The sequence below is a fragment of the Prevotella melaninogenica genome, assembly GCF_018128065.1.
Lineage (GTDB): Bacteria > Bacteroidota > Bacteroidia > Bacteroidales > Bacteroidaceae > Prevotella.
On the sequence record NZ_CP072359.1, the window covers coordinates 1,239,110 to 1,253,698 of the forward strand.

Genomic DNA, 14,589 nt, shown 5'->3' on the forward strand with positions numbered 1-14,589 from the left:
GAAGTTTAATAGTTTATCAGCAAAGTATGCCCCCTCAAGCATTGGTGTTAGACCTTCGCACAATTGGTGCTTACCATCAACACCACATGTGTTTACCCTCAACACATCAGTATAAAATACTAAGAGAGTTTTATTTTTGCCATTATTCGACAACGAATACCCCATTAGGTAACTCCCCTCCTTTGGAGGGGTTGGGGGAGGTCCTACTTCTTTAATATCAACGACATGCCAGGTTTCAAACCTTCAACCTTCTTTATTGGTTTTGCTTTTACTTGGAATGTCTTTAAATCATATTGTCCGTTGGTCTTAGTCGCCTTCCACACAGCGTAAGAACCTTTATCCTTCAAGGAAGTTACACGCAGTTCGATGGTCTTGTCAAGAGCAGGAACAAAGGCTTTAAGCAATGTCCCAACCTTCATATTCTTGAGTTGATCCTCACGAACATTAAAAGTACCCCATATATCATCAACCATAGAGATACTCATAATAGGACTACCTAAGCCAACAAGTTCTCCCACTTTGGGATAGATTGTTTCTACTTCTCCATCTTCTGTTGCACGCTGTACAGTTTCTTTCAACACTGAGCGAACAACATCAATGGCTGAACGTGCAGCTTGGGCTTGCTTCTTTGCAGCCTCTTTTGTTTCTTTCTGTGCACCATTTTTAGCAAGTTCCCACTGCGACTTAGCAACCTCGACGCCAGCTTTCGTTGCCTCGTATGCAGCCATAGCCTCGTCACGTTTCTGTGCACTCATCACGCCTTCATCATATAATCGTTGCATACGACCATAGGTCTTTTCGGCAATACTATTTGCAGCAATCGCTTGCTGATAAATCTGATAGGCACTTTCAACCGTTTCACGACGAGTAGGACCTTCTGTCAAGGCACTCAATGCGTCAGTTGCACCAGCAGCAGCTTCTGCCACTTTCTCTTGTGTATCTGCCTCGGGAATAGCTAATGTTGCAAGGATATCTCCCTTATGGACAACGTCACCTTCCTTTACTTTTATATCGGTAATACGTCCAGGGTACTTACAAGCAACACGGTATTCGCTTACTTCAACTTCTCCTTGTATAACTTCATCAGTACGATCAATCGTAAAATAACCAATAATGGCTACAATAACGACCACTGAGACAAAGCCTAAGACGGCTAAGAGGATGTTATTATGTTGTGATTTTGCTGACATAGTTCTATGAGGTTTGATTTTTTAATATTAAATATTTTATTCTTCTAAAAGCATTTTTTAGAGTTGAGTTTATGACATTTTATCATATTGATAGTATAAACCTAAACTTCAAACTTCCATTATAGTTCACCAAGTGCCTTCTGCAATCCTGCCTGTGCTAATTTAACACTAATCTCCGCATCAATAATTGCCATACGTGCAGTTTGCCAAGCCGTCTGCGCTGCCATGACTTCTGTAACAGTCATTACACCCTCCTTAAAGCCTACATTGGCACAACGTAAGTTCTCTTCTGCTGCTGCCATATTCTTATGAGAGGTAGCAAGTTGTTTGTTAGCATCTTTAAGTCGGAGTCTATTCTGTTCAATTTCCAAATCTATCTTCTTACGTACATCAACCATTTCCATCTGTGCTATACTTGTAGCTGTCTTGCTCGCACGAATCTTATATTTGTTTTCTCCCCAAGTCCATACTGGTACTTGAACAGTCACTCCAATGTTCCATAAATCTGTAAAGCGCTTCTGGAAGCCATTAAAGAGATTTGGATTCGATACGGAATAGCCAGCAGTTAAAAGTACGTGAGGAAGATAGAGCGAACGAATAAGTTTTGTATTTTGTTTGCTCATATCAATTGCATTCTGCAAGAGTCGTAACTCTGGACGAGACTCCATAAGCCTTGTAGTATCTGAAGCAGAGGGCATGTAATTGTCAAACTGTGTAGATGGGGTAGGAGGAAGGTCAGCATCTCCTTCATCTGATAACTGTATGTCGCCATTTAACTCAAGACCACAAAGTTCGCACAATGCCATCTTTGCCAATGAAACACCACTTTGAATACGGGCAATCTGCATATCAGCAGTATTAACTACTACCTCAACTTTTAAACCATCAGCTCGTGTAGCCACACCTTCACGTATCATCTTCTTGACATCCTCATTTAGTTTTTGTGCTAAGTCGCGATAACGTATTGCTAAAGCCTCTTTCTTCTTTAAGGAAATAGCAAGCCAATACGCATTGTCAACTCCGTAGAGTACTAACTGGCGCTTAAGGCTAATATTATTCTGTGCAACCTGCTCTCCAATAGCCGCCATATCGTTTGCAGCTTTGATAGCCCCACCCATATAAATAGGTTGATTTACAACAATACCACCTGCATAAACATTCTTTGTGTTTGAACGAAATGCATCATTAATACGCTGTCCGATATTATTTCCTGCCTGAGCGAGTGGTGTAGCAACATTGCTGAAAAGCTGACCAAGCTGCTGAGTCATCTGTGGACTAAGAATACCTTGTTGTGCAAGTGAGTTGAGATTCTGACTAATCTGACCACCTAACTGACCAAATGTATTTGTTCCAAGATTACTAAAAGAAATCTTCTGCTCATCACTGAGAAGTGAAATCTCACGTGAAAAGTGCTGATACCCAGCGAGTGCATCAACACGTGGAAGATACTTAGTCTTAGCTACCTTACGAGTATTCTCCGCTACATCTATAGTCATCCGAGATACCTTTAATTGGCGATTATTCTGTAAAGCAAGTTCTCGACATTGCTGCAAGGAATACACTGCTTGTGCATGAACACCCAAGGTTGCACCCCAAAACATTATTATGGTGAGTATTTTCTTCATTATCTGAATTTCTCAATAAAACTAAATGCAAAAATACTCCTTTTACATTGATTAGCAAGAAAAATAGAAGGTGTTATTCATTAAAATTCAAAAATCTACCTATTTTTAGGGAAATATAGAACAATTTTAGAAAATTATGTTTATCTTTGCACGTGAGATTTGTATAAAATACAAGTACGAAAACATTTCATACAGTGAACGAAAACGGTTTCTTTTATCGTGTCTTTGACCTTTATTACGATGGTTTCCGACACATGACATTAGGTAAGACGCTATGGACAGTGATAATAATTAAACTGGTCATTATGTTTCTTGTGTTGAAAATATTCTTCTTTCCAAACTTTCTAAAAGAGAATGCGGAAGCTGGAAAAGAAAGTGATTTTATTGAACAACAGCTGATGAAGCGATAGTTCTTTTGTGTTATTTTCACCGTTTTACCTCAATAGTAATATCTTTAATTCATAATATTTTAATAAATAACAAAAACAATGGAGAACCTACTCTTAGCCATTGATCCAGGAACTGTTGACTGGTCACGTGCGCAATTTGCACTGACAGCTATCTATCACTGGCTTTTCGTTCCCTTGACATTGGGCTTAGCTGTCGTAATGGGAATCATGGAGACTTGTTATTATCGCACCCGAAAAGAGTTTTGGCGTACTGCAGCTCGTTTCTGGCAGCGATTGTTTGGTATTAATTTTGCCATGGGGGTTGCCACTGGTATCATCCTTGAGTTCGAGTTTGGAACAAACTGGAGTAACTATTCTTGGTTTGTTGGGGACATTTTTGGTGCACCACTTGCCATCGAAGGAATCTTGGCTTTCTTTATGGAGTCAACATTCGTTGCTGTAATGTTTTTCGGCTGGAACAAAGTATCAGCAGGATTTCATCTCGCTTCTACATGGCTCACAGGCTTAGGAGCTACTATTTCTGCTTGGTGGATTCTTGTGGCTAATGCGTGGATGCAGTATCCTATCGGTTGTACATTCAATGCTGATACGATGCGTAATGAGATGACATCATTTTTAGATGTTGCATTGAGTCCGTTTGCAATTGATAAGTTTACACATACTGTCACTTCTTCATGGCTACTGGGAGCAGCATTCACCGTTGGTGTAAGTTGCTGGTATCTGCTTCGTAATCGTCACATTGAACTTGCGAAGGAAAGTATTAAGGTTGGTGCTGCTGTTGGTCTTATAGCATCACTTTTAGCAGGTTCTACTGGTCATAACTCTGCTTATATGGTGGCACAGTCACAACCTATGAAACTTGCTGCAATGGAGGCCTTATATGAGGGTGGTAACGATCAGAGTCTAACAGCAGTTGCTTGGGTGAACCCATTTAAGCAGCCTGATTACATGAATGGAGCTGAACCTCCTATGCGAATAGCTGTTCCTAACATGCTTTCTATTCTTGCAACAAAGGATATTCATGGTTATGTACCTGGTATAAAGGATATCATCAATGGTTATCAGAAGGCTGATGGTACGCATGAACCTTCTTTGAAGGAGAAGCAGGAACGCGGACGTAATGCGATCCAAGCTCTAAAAGAATACCGTGAAGGAAAAGACAAGGAAGACAATCTTAAAGTACTTGAGAAAGATATGAAGTACTTTGGTTATGGCTACATTAAAGATGCAAAACAGATAGTTCCATTCATTCCTGTTAACTTCTGGTCATTCCGTATTATGGTTGGACTTGGATGTTTTTTCATTTTTGTATTTGCTTTGATTTTATTCATCGTTTACAGAAAGGATATCACACGTCCACGCTGGTTGCAGAAGACTGGTGTTGCACTCATTCCATTAGCATTTATAGCAAGTGAATGTGGATGGCTTGTTGCTGAATTCGGTCGTCAGCCTTGGACAATCCAGGATATGCTTCCTACATGGGCAGCCGTAAGCGACCTCTCAAGTGGTGGTGTTGCACTCACCTTCTTCCTCTTCCTTGTCCTCTTTACTGCAATGTTGGCAGTTGAGGTTAGTATTATGTGTAAGCAAATTAAGAAAGGACCAGAACTATGACATACGATTTTCTGCAACACTACTGGTGGTTCATCATCTCACTCTTAGGTGGACTACTTGTTTTCCTACTTTTTGTACAGGGTGCAAACTCTATGATTTTCCAGTTGGGTAAGACAGAGGAAGAGCGTCGCATGCTCATCAATTCAACTGGTCGCAAGTGGGAGTTTACCTTTACAACACTCGTTACATTTGGTGGAGCATTCTTTGCTTCATTCCCCTTGTTCTATAGTACCAGTTTTGGTAGTGCTTATTGGGTTTGGCTGTTAATCCTCTTCACATTCATCATTCAGGCTGTCAGCTATGAATTTCAGAATAAGGCAGGTAATCTCTTTGGTGTATGTACCTTCCAGGTATGCTTGATTATTAATGGTATTCTTGGTCCATTACTTTTAGGTGGAGCTGTTGCAACTTTCTTTACAGGATCTAACTTCATCGTAGAGAAAGGAAATATCACTGATTTCATGCAACCTGTCATCTCCCATTGGGCAAATGGTTCACGTGGACTTGACGTACTGCTTAATCCATGGGTGGTTATTTTCGGAATTTCTGTGGTATTCCTTGCACGAATCCTCGGCACACTCTATATTAATAATAATGTGAACGATGATATTATCCGTGGACGTGTTCGTAAACAGTTGGTTGTAAACACAGCTCTCTTCTTGCTGTTCTTCTTGCCTTTCCTCATTGTAACATTGGTAGGCGAGGGCTATGCGGTAAATGAAGCTGGTATTATCTTTATGGAGCCAATGAAGTATTTGAACAACCTCTTGGTTATGTGGCCATTAGCTATCATCCTACTTGTAGGTGTTGTTCTCTTGCTATTTGGAATTGTTAAGACTATTCTAAAGCCAGCTTACATCCGTGGTATTTGGCCTGCAGGTATTGGTGTAGTATTGGTTGTATTAGTGCTCTTCCTCATTGCGGGATGGAATAACACTGCTTACTATCCATCAACTGCCGATCTCCAAAGTTCTTTGACACTTCAGAATAGCTCTTCAAGTGAGTTCACACTGAAGGCTATGTTCTACGTTAGCTTCCTTGTTCCATTCGTTTTAGCATACATCGTTTATGCTTGGCGTGCAATCGACAAGAAAGAAATTGACCGTAAAGAAATTGCTGAGGATGACCATTCTTATTAAGATGTAATCCTCCTGTTTCATACAGATAAACCTAAAAGGGTGAGAGAAGAATTCTAAAACGGACTTCTCTCACCCTTTTGTTAGTACGCTCGGCATGGGCATTGTCTAACGGGTGTAAGTCCCGAGTAAGCCCTAATAGCGGGAATTACATAGCCAACGGCAAGGGTGTTCATCGTGAGGTGAAATCTGAAGGAAGCCATCGGCAAACATCTGACCTAACGGACAGAAATTTCATATAAGGCATATAACCGTGGATGAGATTGCTAAACAAATCAAAGCCCCATAGCTATTCGGAACGGTTGGTGGAGTTTCCTTGAGCGAAGCGAAAAAATGAAGTAGGTATAAGATGTCATGCGCGCAGCTACTACCATGGCTCTTGACCCATAAGGATGAACTTCTATGCTCCTTGCTTGACGGTACATACCGTCCCAATCCTGTCCGCCGGGTAGAGATACCCAAGGACAATGGCAAGATGCGCCTGCTGGGCATACCCACTGTGGTTGACCGCATGGTGCAGCAAGCCATCAACCAAGTGCTAACCCAAATCTATGAGCCTCATTTTTCCAAGCGGAGCTTCGGCTTTCGCCCGACCAGAGGATGCCACAACGCACTGCGAGAAGTGCAGAAGACGGTTGATGCTGGCTATACATATGTAGTTGACCTCGACCTCGAACGCTTCTTCGACACAGTTAACCACGGCAAACTCATAGAGATACTCAGCCGTACGATAAAGGATGGCAGAGTGGTTAGCCTTATACACAAATATCTGCGCAGCGGTGTGATAGCCAAAGGTCTTTGGCACGCGAGCGAGGAGGGAACTCCGCAAGGCGGTCCTCTGAGTCCACTTTTGAGCAACATCATGCTCAACGAGTTGGACAAGGAACTCGCACGTAGAGGTCACCCCTTTGTCCGCTATGCCGATGATGCGATGATATTCTGTAAGTCCAAGAGGGCTGCAGAACGTGTAAGGTCGTCCATAACCAAGTTTATCGAGGGAAAACTCTTCCTTAAGGTGAACAAGGAAAAGACGGTCGTTTCGTATATCAAGGGTGTGAAGTACCTCGGCTACTCCTTTTATGTACACAGAGGTAAATGCCAACTCACGGTACACTCCAAATCTAAGTCGAAGATGAAGTCATCCCTCAAAGAGTTGACAAGTCGTAGCAATGGTTGGGGATATGTGAAGAGAAAGCAGAAACTGAGAAAGTATATTGCGGGATGGGTAGGTAAACGTGAAAATAGGAGATAAACACCTATAATTAGCGTTTATCTCCTACTCGATTCATGTCGCAATACAATGACAAAGAGAATGTATTCTAACTGATATTGTTGAAACATTATCTTATTTTTGTCCTATTTTTTCAAATCTTAAATTTTAATAGATGCTCTTTTAGCTTTGAAAAGACGCCCAATTGGCTTCTTAAAGATGCTCTTTTGAGGTCTAACTAACGCCCTTTTGAAGGCTAACTAAGCACCTCTTCTTGTGCGGTTCTGTAACAACTTGATATGTTGATAAATACGAATGCGGGAAGAAAAGGCTTTTAATGCCTATTTAAAAGTAGGAGAATCGCGAAAATGTAAATATATTTCGCAGTCTACAAAACTTGTGTCCTCCTCACACATGCTAATTATAATGTTATTGGTTAAATTATATGTATCCTCATATTTTTACTCAACCTATTATTCAACCAACTTCTCTCTTTTTGTGTCGTTTTATGCCGAAATATTCCGTTTTATATGTGGCTATACTATCTTAAAAACGCATATCAGGCATCTACAAATCAATATGTAAATGCCTGATATTCAGTTTCGTGATTCCGTTGGGGTTCGAACCCAAGACCCACAGCTTAGAAGGCTGTTGCTCTAATCCAACTGAGCTACGGAACCATCATGTGGGTGCAAAGGTACGGATTTAATTCGATTCTGCCAAATTCCGTTCCCCAAATTTCGTAACAATAAACGTATCTAATAGATTTACTAAACTTTCCTATTTGTGGTATCGTGCCCTTTCGACCATGTTCTACTAATTAAACATGACTTAATACGCTATTTTGTAACTCATTATATCTTTACAAGATTATGGAAGAGAAATTACTGAACTGATTAATACTGCTGAATAATTTCAAGTAGTATTAAAGCCTCTAAAGCATTGTATTACAGAAAATAATAGAATCTTATTAATCTTTTTGGGCTTCTACCTCACCAATCTTCCGTGTAGAATTATCGGCTAACACGTCATTGACAATGTTTGTAAGTTGCTCTTTCAGTTCATTAATAAATTGTGAAGCATCGTATTTCTTAGCCTCAATATCACGGAGTTTTTTCTCCCAAATACCCGTCAATTCAGCTGAAGTAAGAAGTTTCTCGTGAATTGTGTCAATAAGGGCAATACCCATTTCAGTCGCCTCAATGTTCTTTCTTTTACGACGAATGTAGTGACGTTTGAAGAGTGTTTCAATAATTCCCGCTCGTGATGAAGGTCGTCCGATACCGTTCTCCTTCATTGCAGCACGTAATGTTTCGTCTTCAACAAACTTACCAGCTGTTTCCATTGCACGAAGCAAAGAGGCCTCAGTGTAATGCTTCGGAGGAGTTGTCTGCTTTTCGGTAAGGGTAGGGATGTGCGGTCCTGACTCCCCTTTCTTAAAGGTAGGAAGTAAAGGAGAGGCTGTTGCTGTTCCTTCTTGGCTGTCATCAGATGGAGTAGAGGAGGAGCCTGCTGGTGTATCAGTGCAAACTCTCCAACCCAAATCTAATATTTCTTTGCCAGATACCTTAAACTCTATCTCGTCTACCTTGCCTAATACTGTTGTCGTAGAGAACTTACAATCGGGATAGAAAGCTGCGATAAAGCGACGAGCTATGAGGTCGTATACCTTTTGCTCAGCATCTGTCAGACCTTGTGGTAGTACACCTGTCGGAATAATGGCGTGGTGATCTGTCACCTTTGAGGAATCAAAGACGCGTTTTGTCTTAGGCAATGGCTTGCCACCCAACGTCTTTACAATATCAGCATAAGGCTTTTTACCAGCAAAGGTAGTTTGAAAGAGTCCGTTCATTATCTGTGGACACTTCGGATAGATATCATCAGAGAGAAACTGTGTGTCAACACGTGGATAAGTTGTAAGTTTACGTTCGTAGAGAGTTTGAATCGTATTGAGTGTCATTTCAGCAGAAAATCCAAACTTACGGTTACAATCTACTTGCAGAGAGGTGAGATCATAAAGTTGTTTAGGCTGTTCTGCCCCTTTCTTTTTTGCAACGCTTGTAATCGTAAAAGGCTTTCCTTCAATCGTTGAGAAGGATTTTTCACCTTCTTCTTTAGAGGTAAATTTACCCTTTGTCGCCGTAAACTGCGTATCACGATAGACTGTAGCTAACACCCAATAAGGCTCTGGCTTAAAGTTATCTATCTCTTTCTGTCGCTGTACAATGAGTGCCAAGGTTGGTGTCTGTACTCGACCAATTGACAGAACCTGACCTCTACCATAACTATTATTGCCATACTTTAATGTATAAAGTCGTGTGGCATTCATTCCTAACAGCCAGTCACCAATCGCACGGGACAATCCTGCGAGGTAAAGTGGCTGATATTGCTCCTGCTCTTTGAGGTTAGTAAATCCTTCTCGGATAGCTTCATCTGTCATCGAAGAAATCCACAAACGCTTCACAGGACAATTTACACCTGCTTTTTGCATCACCCAACGCTGAATTAATTCACCTTCCTGACCAGCATCACCACAGTTGATAATCATCTCAGCCGAATGGTATAGCTTTTCAATAACAGCAAACTGCTTCTTGATACCTTCGTCTTCAATAAGCTTAATACCAAAGCGGGGAGGTATCATTGGCAATGCAGCGAGACTCCAATACTTCCAGTTTGTGAAATAATCATTAGGCTCCTTCAACTCACAAAGGTGGCCGAAGGTCCATGTTACCTGGTAATTATTGCCTTCCATATAACCATTACAAGCCTTATTGGCTCCAAGGATTCGAGCTATATCTTTAGCAACACTGGGTTTCTCTGCAATGCAAACTATCATACAATTTCTTCTTAGTTTTAAGCCATTTTACCTTTGCAAAGGTAAGAAAAATATTCTTTGTGACGGATTAAACTTATTTTATTGCCTGTCTTTTTTTCAATTTTCTTATGCCATCTAAGTTATTTTATCTAAATTTGTAGCACAGAAACGAACAAGAAAAATAAATTTATGAGAGTTGGTCTCTTTATTCCATGTTACGTCGATGCACTTTATCCACAAGTAGGCGTAGCAACTTATAAGCTTTTGAGAAAGCTTAAATTAGATGTAGTCTATCCTGAACATCAGACATGTTGTGGACAACCGATGGCAAATGGTGGATTTCAACGTATGTCTAATCACCTTGCTGGTTGTTTTGAGGATAAGTTTAAAGACTTCGATTATGTTGTAACACCGAGTGTTTCTTGTGCTGCTTTTGTACGCGTCAATTATCCACAAATACTTGATCATGAATGTCAGACACCTAAAAAGACGTTGGAATTAGTAGAGTTCCTGCATGATGTTTTGAAAGTAAAGGAACTTCCTGGTAGTTTCCCTCATGTGGTATCTGTACATAATTCATGCCATGGTGTACGTGAGTTAAATCTTAGTACGCCTTCAGAACTACAAGAAAAACCAGCAAATAAGATTGTTGAGCTATTGAAACTCAAGGGCGGTATCACGGTTAAAGAACCTGACCGCAAGGATGAATGTTGTGGCTTTGGTGGTATGTTTGCTGTCGAAGAATCTTATATTAGCACTGCTATGGGTAATGACAAAGTGAAACGTCACATGGAAACAGGGGCAGAATTTATCACGGGCTCGGATAGTTCATGCTTAATGCACATGCAGGGAGTAGCAGGAAAGAACCACTATCCTATTAAGTTCATGCATGTAGCTGAGATTTTAGCTGCAGGGTTATGATTTGTATGTAAAGGTTATAAAAGGCAATAGTGTTATGTCAACATATCATTCTAAAAAAGCAAAAGAGTTTCTGAAAAACCCTAAGAAGGTTGAACGACATGACCGTACATTTTGGTCATTACGTCAGAAAAGAGATGCTGCAGCGGCAGAATTACCAGAATGGGAGGACTTACGTGAACATGCAAGTCGAATAAAAGAGCATACAGCAACCCATTTAGCTGACTATTTAGAGCAATTCTCTAATAGTTTGGAACGTAATGGTGTTATTGTTCATTTTGCAAAAGATGCACAAGAGTTTAATGAAATGGTTTATGGGATACTTGAATCTCATAAAGTAAAGAAACTCGTTAAATCTAAATCAATGCTGACCGAGGAATGTGAAATGAATCCTTATCTGATAAAGAGAGGAATCAATGTCGTTGAATCCGACCTTGGTGAGCGTATTCTTCAACTCATGCACTTGAAGCCTGCGCATATTGTTATGCCTGCTATTCACTTGACTCGTGATGAGATAGGAGAGATGTTTGAAGAGAAAGGAATTTCTAAAGAGAAAGGAAATCATGACCCTGCTTATCTTACACGTTGCGCACGTGAAGATTTGCGTGGTGATTTTATGGATGCTGATGCTGGATTGACGGGTTGTAACTTTGGTGTTGCTGCGACAGGAGATTGCGTTGTCTGCACTAATGAAGGTAATGCTGACATGTCAACTTCAGTACCTAAATTACATATTGTTGCCATGGGTATTGAGAAAGTTATTCCTGATTATGATTCGTTGGCAGTGTTCCAACGCTTATTAGCACGTAGTGGAACAGGACAACCATCAACTGCCTTTACCTCTCAATTTCGTAAGGCACGACCAGGAGGTGAGATGCATGTAATATTAGTAGACAATGGTCGTAGTGACATGATTGCTAATAAAGAACATTGGATGACACTGAAGTGTATTCGATGTGGTGCATGTATGAATACTTGCCCTGTCTATCGTCGTTCTGGAGGTTATTCATATAGTTACTTTATTCCAGGCCCTATCGGAGTTGACCTTGGTATGCTTAAGAATCCAAAACTGCATAGTGGGAATGTGTCTGCATGCTCATTATGTTTGAGTTGTGATTGCGTTTGTCCTGCAAAGGTAACACCAGGTAGTCAGATTTATCGATGGCGTCAAAGCCTTGAGAAATATGGTACAGAGAATAAAGAAAAGAAGATGATGGCAGAAGGAATGAAAGTTGTTTACGAAAACTATCATATTTATGATGCTTTACTTCGTAATTCATCAGTTGCCAATCATATACCAGAATCACTAATGGATATAAAGCTTAACCCATGGAGCATTGGACATACTATGCCTAAGTTTGCGAAAAAGCCTTTCCATGTCATATTTAAGCAAGCAATGGAGGAATTGAAGCATGAATAAAGAAGATTTATTTAGCAAATTACGACGTAATACAAAAGAACAATTTGATATGCCTGAAAAGTCTATTGAGGGTATTAAATATCAAGATGTAGTACAGCAATTCATTGAGATGAGTCATACTGTGGGTTGTGAAGTCATTGAGGCACAAGCTGAAGATGATATTAATAAACTGATACAAAAGGCTTATCCTAATGCCAAGGTGTTGGCTTCAAATGTACGAGGAATAAAGGCAGACCTTAATCCTGACACTGTTTCAAAGGCACAAGACCTCAATGGAACAGATGTGGGAATCATTCAGGGAGAAATTGCTGTAGCAGAAAATGGATGTGTATGGGTGCCACAAACAATGAAAGAAAGAGTTGTTTGTTTCATCTCAGAAAACCTTGTAATTCTCGTTCAACGTAACAATATCGTCAATAATATGCATGAAGCATATAAAAAGATAAACATGACAGACTATGGTTACGGATGTTTTATATCTGGTCCAAGCAAAACAGCCGATATCGAACAAGCACTTGTTATGGGAGCACAGGCTGCTCGTGGGGTTACAGTTATAATAATGGGTTAAAAGTTAATTTTGTCAAAAACATAAATATAACGTATTGTTAGGAGAGGTTTACGACTTTTTTTATTAACTTTGCAAGGAGAAAAGAAAGTTAAAAATATAACTGATTTTTAATAAACATATAAGTTATGAAGATTGAAAAAGTACATGCTCGCGAGATTATGGACTCACGTGGCAATCCTACAGTTGAAGTAGAGGTAACTCTCGAAAATGGTGTAATGGGTCGTGCAAGCGTTCCATCTGGTGCTTCTACCGGTGAGAACGAGGCTCTGGAGCTTCGTGATGGCGACAAGAACCGTTTCTTGGGTAAGGGTGTTCTCAAGGCTGTTGAGAATGTAAATAACCTTATTGCTCCAGCTTTGAAGGGTGACTGCGTGCTGAATCAGCGTGCTATTGACTACAAGATGCTTGAACTCGATGGTACTCCTACTAAGAGTAAGCTTGGTGCTAACGCTATTCTCGGTGTTTCTTTGGCTGTAGCTCAGACTGCTGCAAAGGCATTGAACATTCCATTGTATCGTTATATCGGTGGCGCAAATACTTATGTATTGCCAGTACCAATGATGAATATCATCAATGGTGGTGCTCACTCTGATGCTCCAATCGCATTCCAGGAGTTCATGATTCGTCCAGTAGGTGCTCCTTCTGAGAAGGAAGGTATCCGTATGGGTGCTGAGGTGTTCCACGCACTTGCTAAGCTTTTGAAGAAGCGCGGTCTCTCTACTGCAGTAGGTGATGAGGGTGGTTTCGCTCCTAAGTTCGATGGTATCGAGGATGCACTCGATTCAATCATTCAGGCTATCAAGGACGCAGGTTATGAGCCAGGCAAGGATGTTAAGATTGCTATGGACTGTGCTGCTTCTGAGTTTGCTGTATGCGAGGATGGTAAGTGGTTCTATGACTATCGTCAGTTGAAGAATGGTATGCCAAAGGATCCTAACGGTAAGAAACTTAGTGCTGATGAGCAGATTGCTTACCTCGAGCACCTTATCACAAAGTATCCTATCGACTCTATCGAGGATGGTCTCGATGAGAATGACTGGGAGAACTGGGTTAAGTTGACATCTGCTATCGGTGATCGTTGCCAGCTCGTTGGTGATGACTTGTTCGTAACTAACGTTAAGTTCCTTGAGAAGGGTATCAAGATGGGTGCAGCTAACTCTATCCTTATCAAGGTTAACCAGATTGGTTCTTTGACAGAGACTCTCGAAGCTATCGAGATGGCTCATCGTCATGGCTACACAACTGTAACTTCACACCGTTCAGGCGAAACAGAAGATACAACTATCTCTGACATTGCAGTTGCAACTAACTCTGGTCAGATTAAGACTGGTTCTATGTCTCGTACAGACCGTATGGCTAAGTACAACCAGCTCATCCGTATTGAGGAGGAACTCGGTGCTTGTGCTAAGTATGGTTACACAAAGTTGAAGTAATCCATTTTATCACCTTGTGTGATTAAATGAATTTTTATAGAGTAGGGGATAATTGCTTTCATAAGCGGTTATCTCCTATTTTTCTTAGATTCATTCATAACAACAAAGAATAACAGCTAATGATGTCTTCATCTATTCTCTTTGTTAACATTTGACTTTATTATAATGACTCTATAACGAATCGTGTGGGTAAATATTTTTTCCCTTGCCAGTGTTCCTATGTTTAATGGCTTTATGACTGAACAGATGA

The 14,589-nt window shown here is 40.6% G+C and carries 10 protein-coding genes, 1 tRNA gene and 1 pseudogene; 8 read left to right on the top strand and 4 right to left on the bottom strand.

Going from position 1 to position 14,589, the window contains the following annotated elements:
• Positions 1–203: 203 nt before the first annotated feature.
• Both J5A56_RS05015 and J5A56_RS05020 read right to left on the bottom strand, forming a co-directional pair.
• The gene (locus J5A56_RS05015) at positions 204–1,190 is read right to left on the bottom strand and encodes an HlyD family secretion protein (RefSeq protein ID WP_021673093.1); all 987 of its coding nucleotides are present in this window, start codon (positions 1,188–1,190) and stop codon (positions 204–206) included.
• Positions 1,191–1,309: 119 nt separating this feature from the next.
• Positions 1,310–2,815, bottom strand: a complete 1,506-nt coding sequence (locus J5A56_RS05020) for a TolC family protein (RefSeq protein WP_021673092.1) — start codon at positions 2,813–2,815, stop codon at positions 1,310–1,312.
• A 194-nt stretch (positions 2,816–3,009) separates the two neighbouring features.
• On the opposite strand from J5A56_RS05020, the gene J5A56_RS05025 reads away from it, so the two are divergent.
• From J5A56_RS05025 to ltrA, 4 genes and pseudogenes are all read left to right on the top strand, one after another.
• Complete coding sequence (locus J5A56_RS05025; RefSeq protein WP_021673091.1) at positions 3,010–3,225, top strand: DUF4492 domain-containing protein; 216 nt, start codon at positions 3,010–3,012, stop codon at positions 3,223–3,225.
• A 78-nt stretch (positions 3,226–3,303) separates the two neighbouring features.
• Entirely contained in the window at positions 3,304–4,839 is a 1,536-nt protein-coding gene (locus tag J5A56_RS05030; protein WP_021673090.1) for a cytochrome ubiquinol oxidase subunit I, read from the top strand.
• Positions 4,836–5,978, top strand: a complete 1,143-nt coding sequence (locus tag J5A56_RS05035; RefSeq protein ID WP_021673089.1) for a cytochrome d ubiquinol oxidase subunit II — start codon at positions 4,836–4,838, stop codon at positions 5,976–5,978. Before J5A56_RS05030 ends, J5A56_RS05035 begins: the two co-directional genes overlap by 4 nt.
• Before the next feature lie 343 nt (positions 5,979–6,321).
• Positions 6,322–7,206, top strand: a pseudogene (gene ltrA, locus J5A56_RS05040) (group II intron reverse transcriptase/maturase); the annotation flags it as partial.
• Positions 7,207–7,790: 584 nt separating this feature from the next.
• On the opposite strand, the gene J5A56_RS05045 reads toward ltrA, so the two are convergent.
• Positions 7,791–7,865: transfer RNA gene (locus J5A56_RS05045), tRNA-Arg, on the bottom strand.
• Between the two features lie 290 nt (positions 7,866–8,155).
• On the bottom strand, positions 8,156–10,021 hold the full coding sequence (locus J5A56_RS05050; RefSeq protein WP_021671158.1) for a DNA topoisomerase 3: 1,866 nt from the start codon (positions 10,019–10,021) through the stop codon (positions 8,156–8,158).
• Between the two features lie 168 nt (positions 10,022–10,189).
• On the opposite strand from J5A56_RS05050, the gene J5A56_RS05055 reads away from it, so the two are divergent.
• The 4 genes from J5A56_RS05055 (at position 10,190) to eno (ending at position 14,339) form a co-directional block, all read left to right on the top strand.
• Positions 10,190–10,921 carry a (Fe-S)-binding protein gene (locus tag J5A56_RS05055; RefSeq protein WP_021671157.1) on the top strand — a complete coding sequence of 244 codons (732 nt, stop codon included), beginning with the start codon at positions 10,190–10,192 and terminating at the stop codon, positions 10,919–10,921.
• A gap of 34 nt (positions 10,922–10,955) precedes the next feature.
• Positions 10,956–12,338, top strand: a complete 1,383-nt coding sequence (locus J5A56_RS05060; RefSeq protein WP_021671156.1) for a lactate utilization protein B — start codon at positions 10,956–10,958, stop codon at positions 12,336–12,338.
• Positions 12,331–12,906, top strand: a complete 576-nt coding sequence (locus J5A56_RS05065) for a LutC/YkgG family protein (RefSeq protein ID WP_021671155.1) — start codon at positions 12,331–12,333, stop codon at positions 12,904–12,906. Before J5A56_RS05060 ends, J5A56_RS05065 begins: the two co-directional genes overlap by 8 nt.
• Before the next feature lie 125 nt (positions 12,907–13,031).
• Positions 13,032–14,339, top strand: coding sequence for a phosphopyruvate hydratase (gene eno / locus J5A56_RS05070; RefSeq protein WP_021671154.1), 1,308 nt, complete (start codon positions 13,032–13,034; stop codon positions 14,337–14,339).
• The last annotated feature ends 250 nt before the right edge of the window (positions 14,340–14,589 follow it).

Excerpts from the sequence above, each read along its gene's own strand:
- J5A56_RS05050 (WP_021671158.1), bottom strand. The coding sequence starts at position 10,021 with ATGATAGTTTGCATTGCAGAGAAACCCAGTGTTGCTAAAGATATAGCT.
- J5A56_RS05030 (WP_021673090.1), top strand. The coding sequence starts at position 3,304 with ATGGAGAACCTACTCTTAGCCATTGATCCAGGAACTGTTGACTGGTCA.
- J5A56_RS05035 (WP_021673089.1), top strand. The coding sequence starts at position 4,836 with ATGACATACGATTTTCTGCAACACTACTGGTGGTTCATCATCTCACTC.
- J5A56_RS05055 (WP_021671157.1), top strand. The coding sequence starts at position 10,190 with ATGAGAGTTGGTCTCTTTATTCCATGTTACGTCGATGCACTTTATCCA.
- J5A56_RS05020 (WP_021673092.1), bottom strand. The coding sequence starts at position 2,815 with ATGAAGAAAATACTCACCATAATAATGTTTTGGGGTGCAACCTTGGGT.
- J5A56_RS05015 (WP_021673093.1), bottom strand. The coding sequence starts at position 1,190 with ATGTCAGCAAAATCACAACATAATAACATCCTCTTAGCCGTCTTAGGC.
- J5A56_RS05060 (WP_021671156.1), top strand. The coding sequence starts at position 10,956 with ATGTCAACATATCATTCTAAAAAAGCAAAAGAGTTTCTGAAAAACCCT.
- J5A56_RS05065 (WP_021671155.1), top strand. The coding sequence starts at position 12,331 with ATGAATAAAGAAGATTTATTTAGCAAATTACGACGTAATACAAAAGAA.
- eno (WP_021671154.1), top strand. The coding sequence starts at position 13,032 with ATGAAGATTGAAAAAGTACATGCTCGCGAGATTATGGACTCACGTGGC.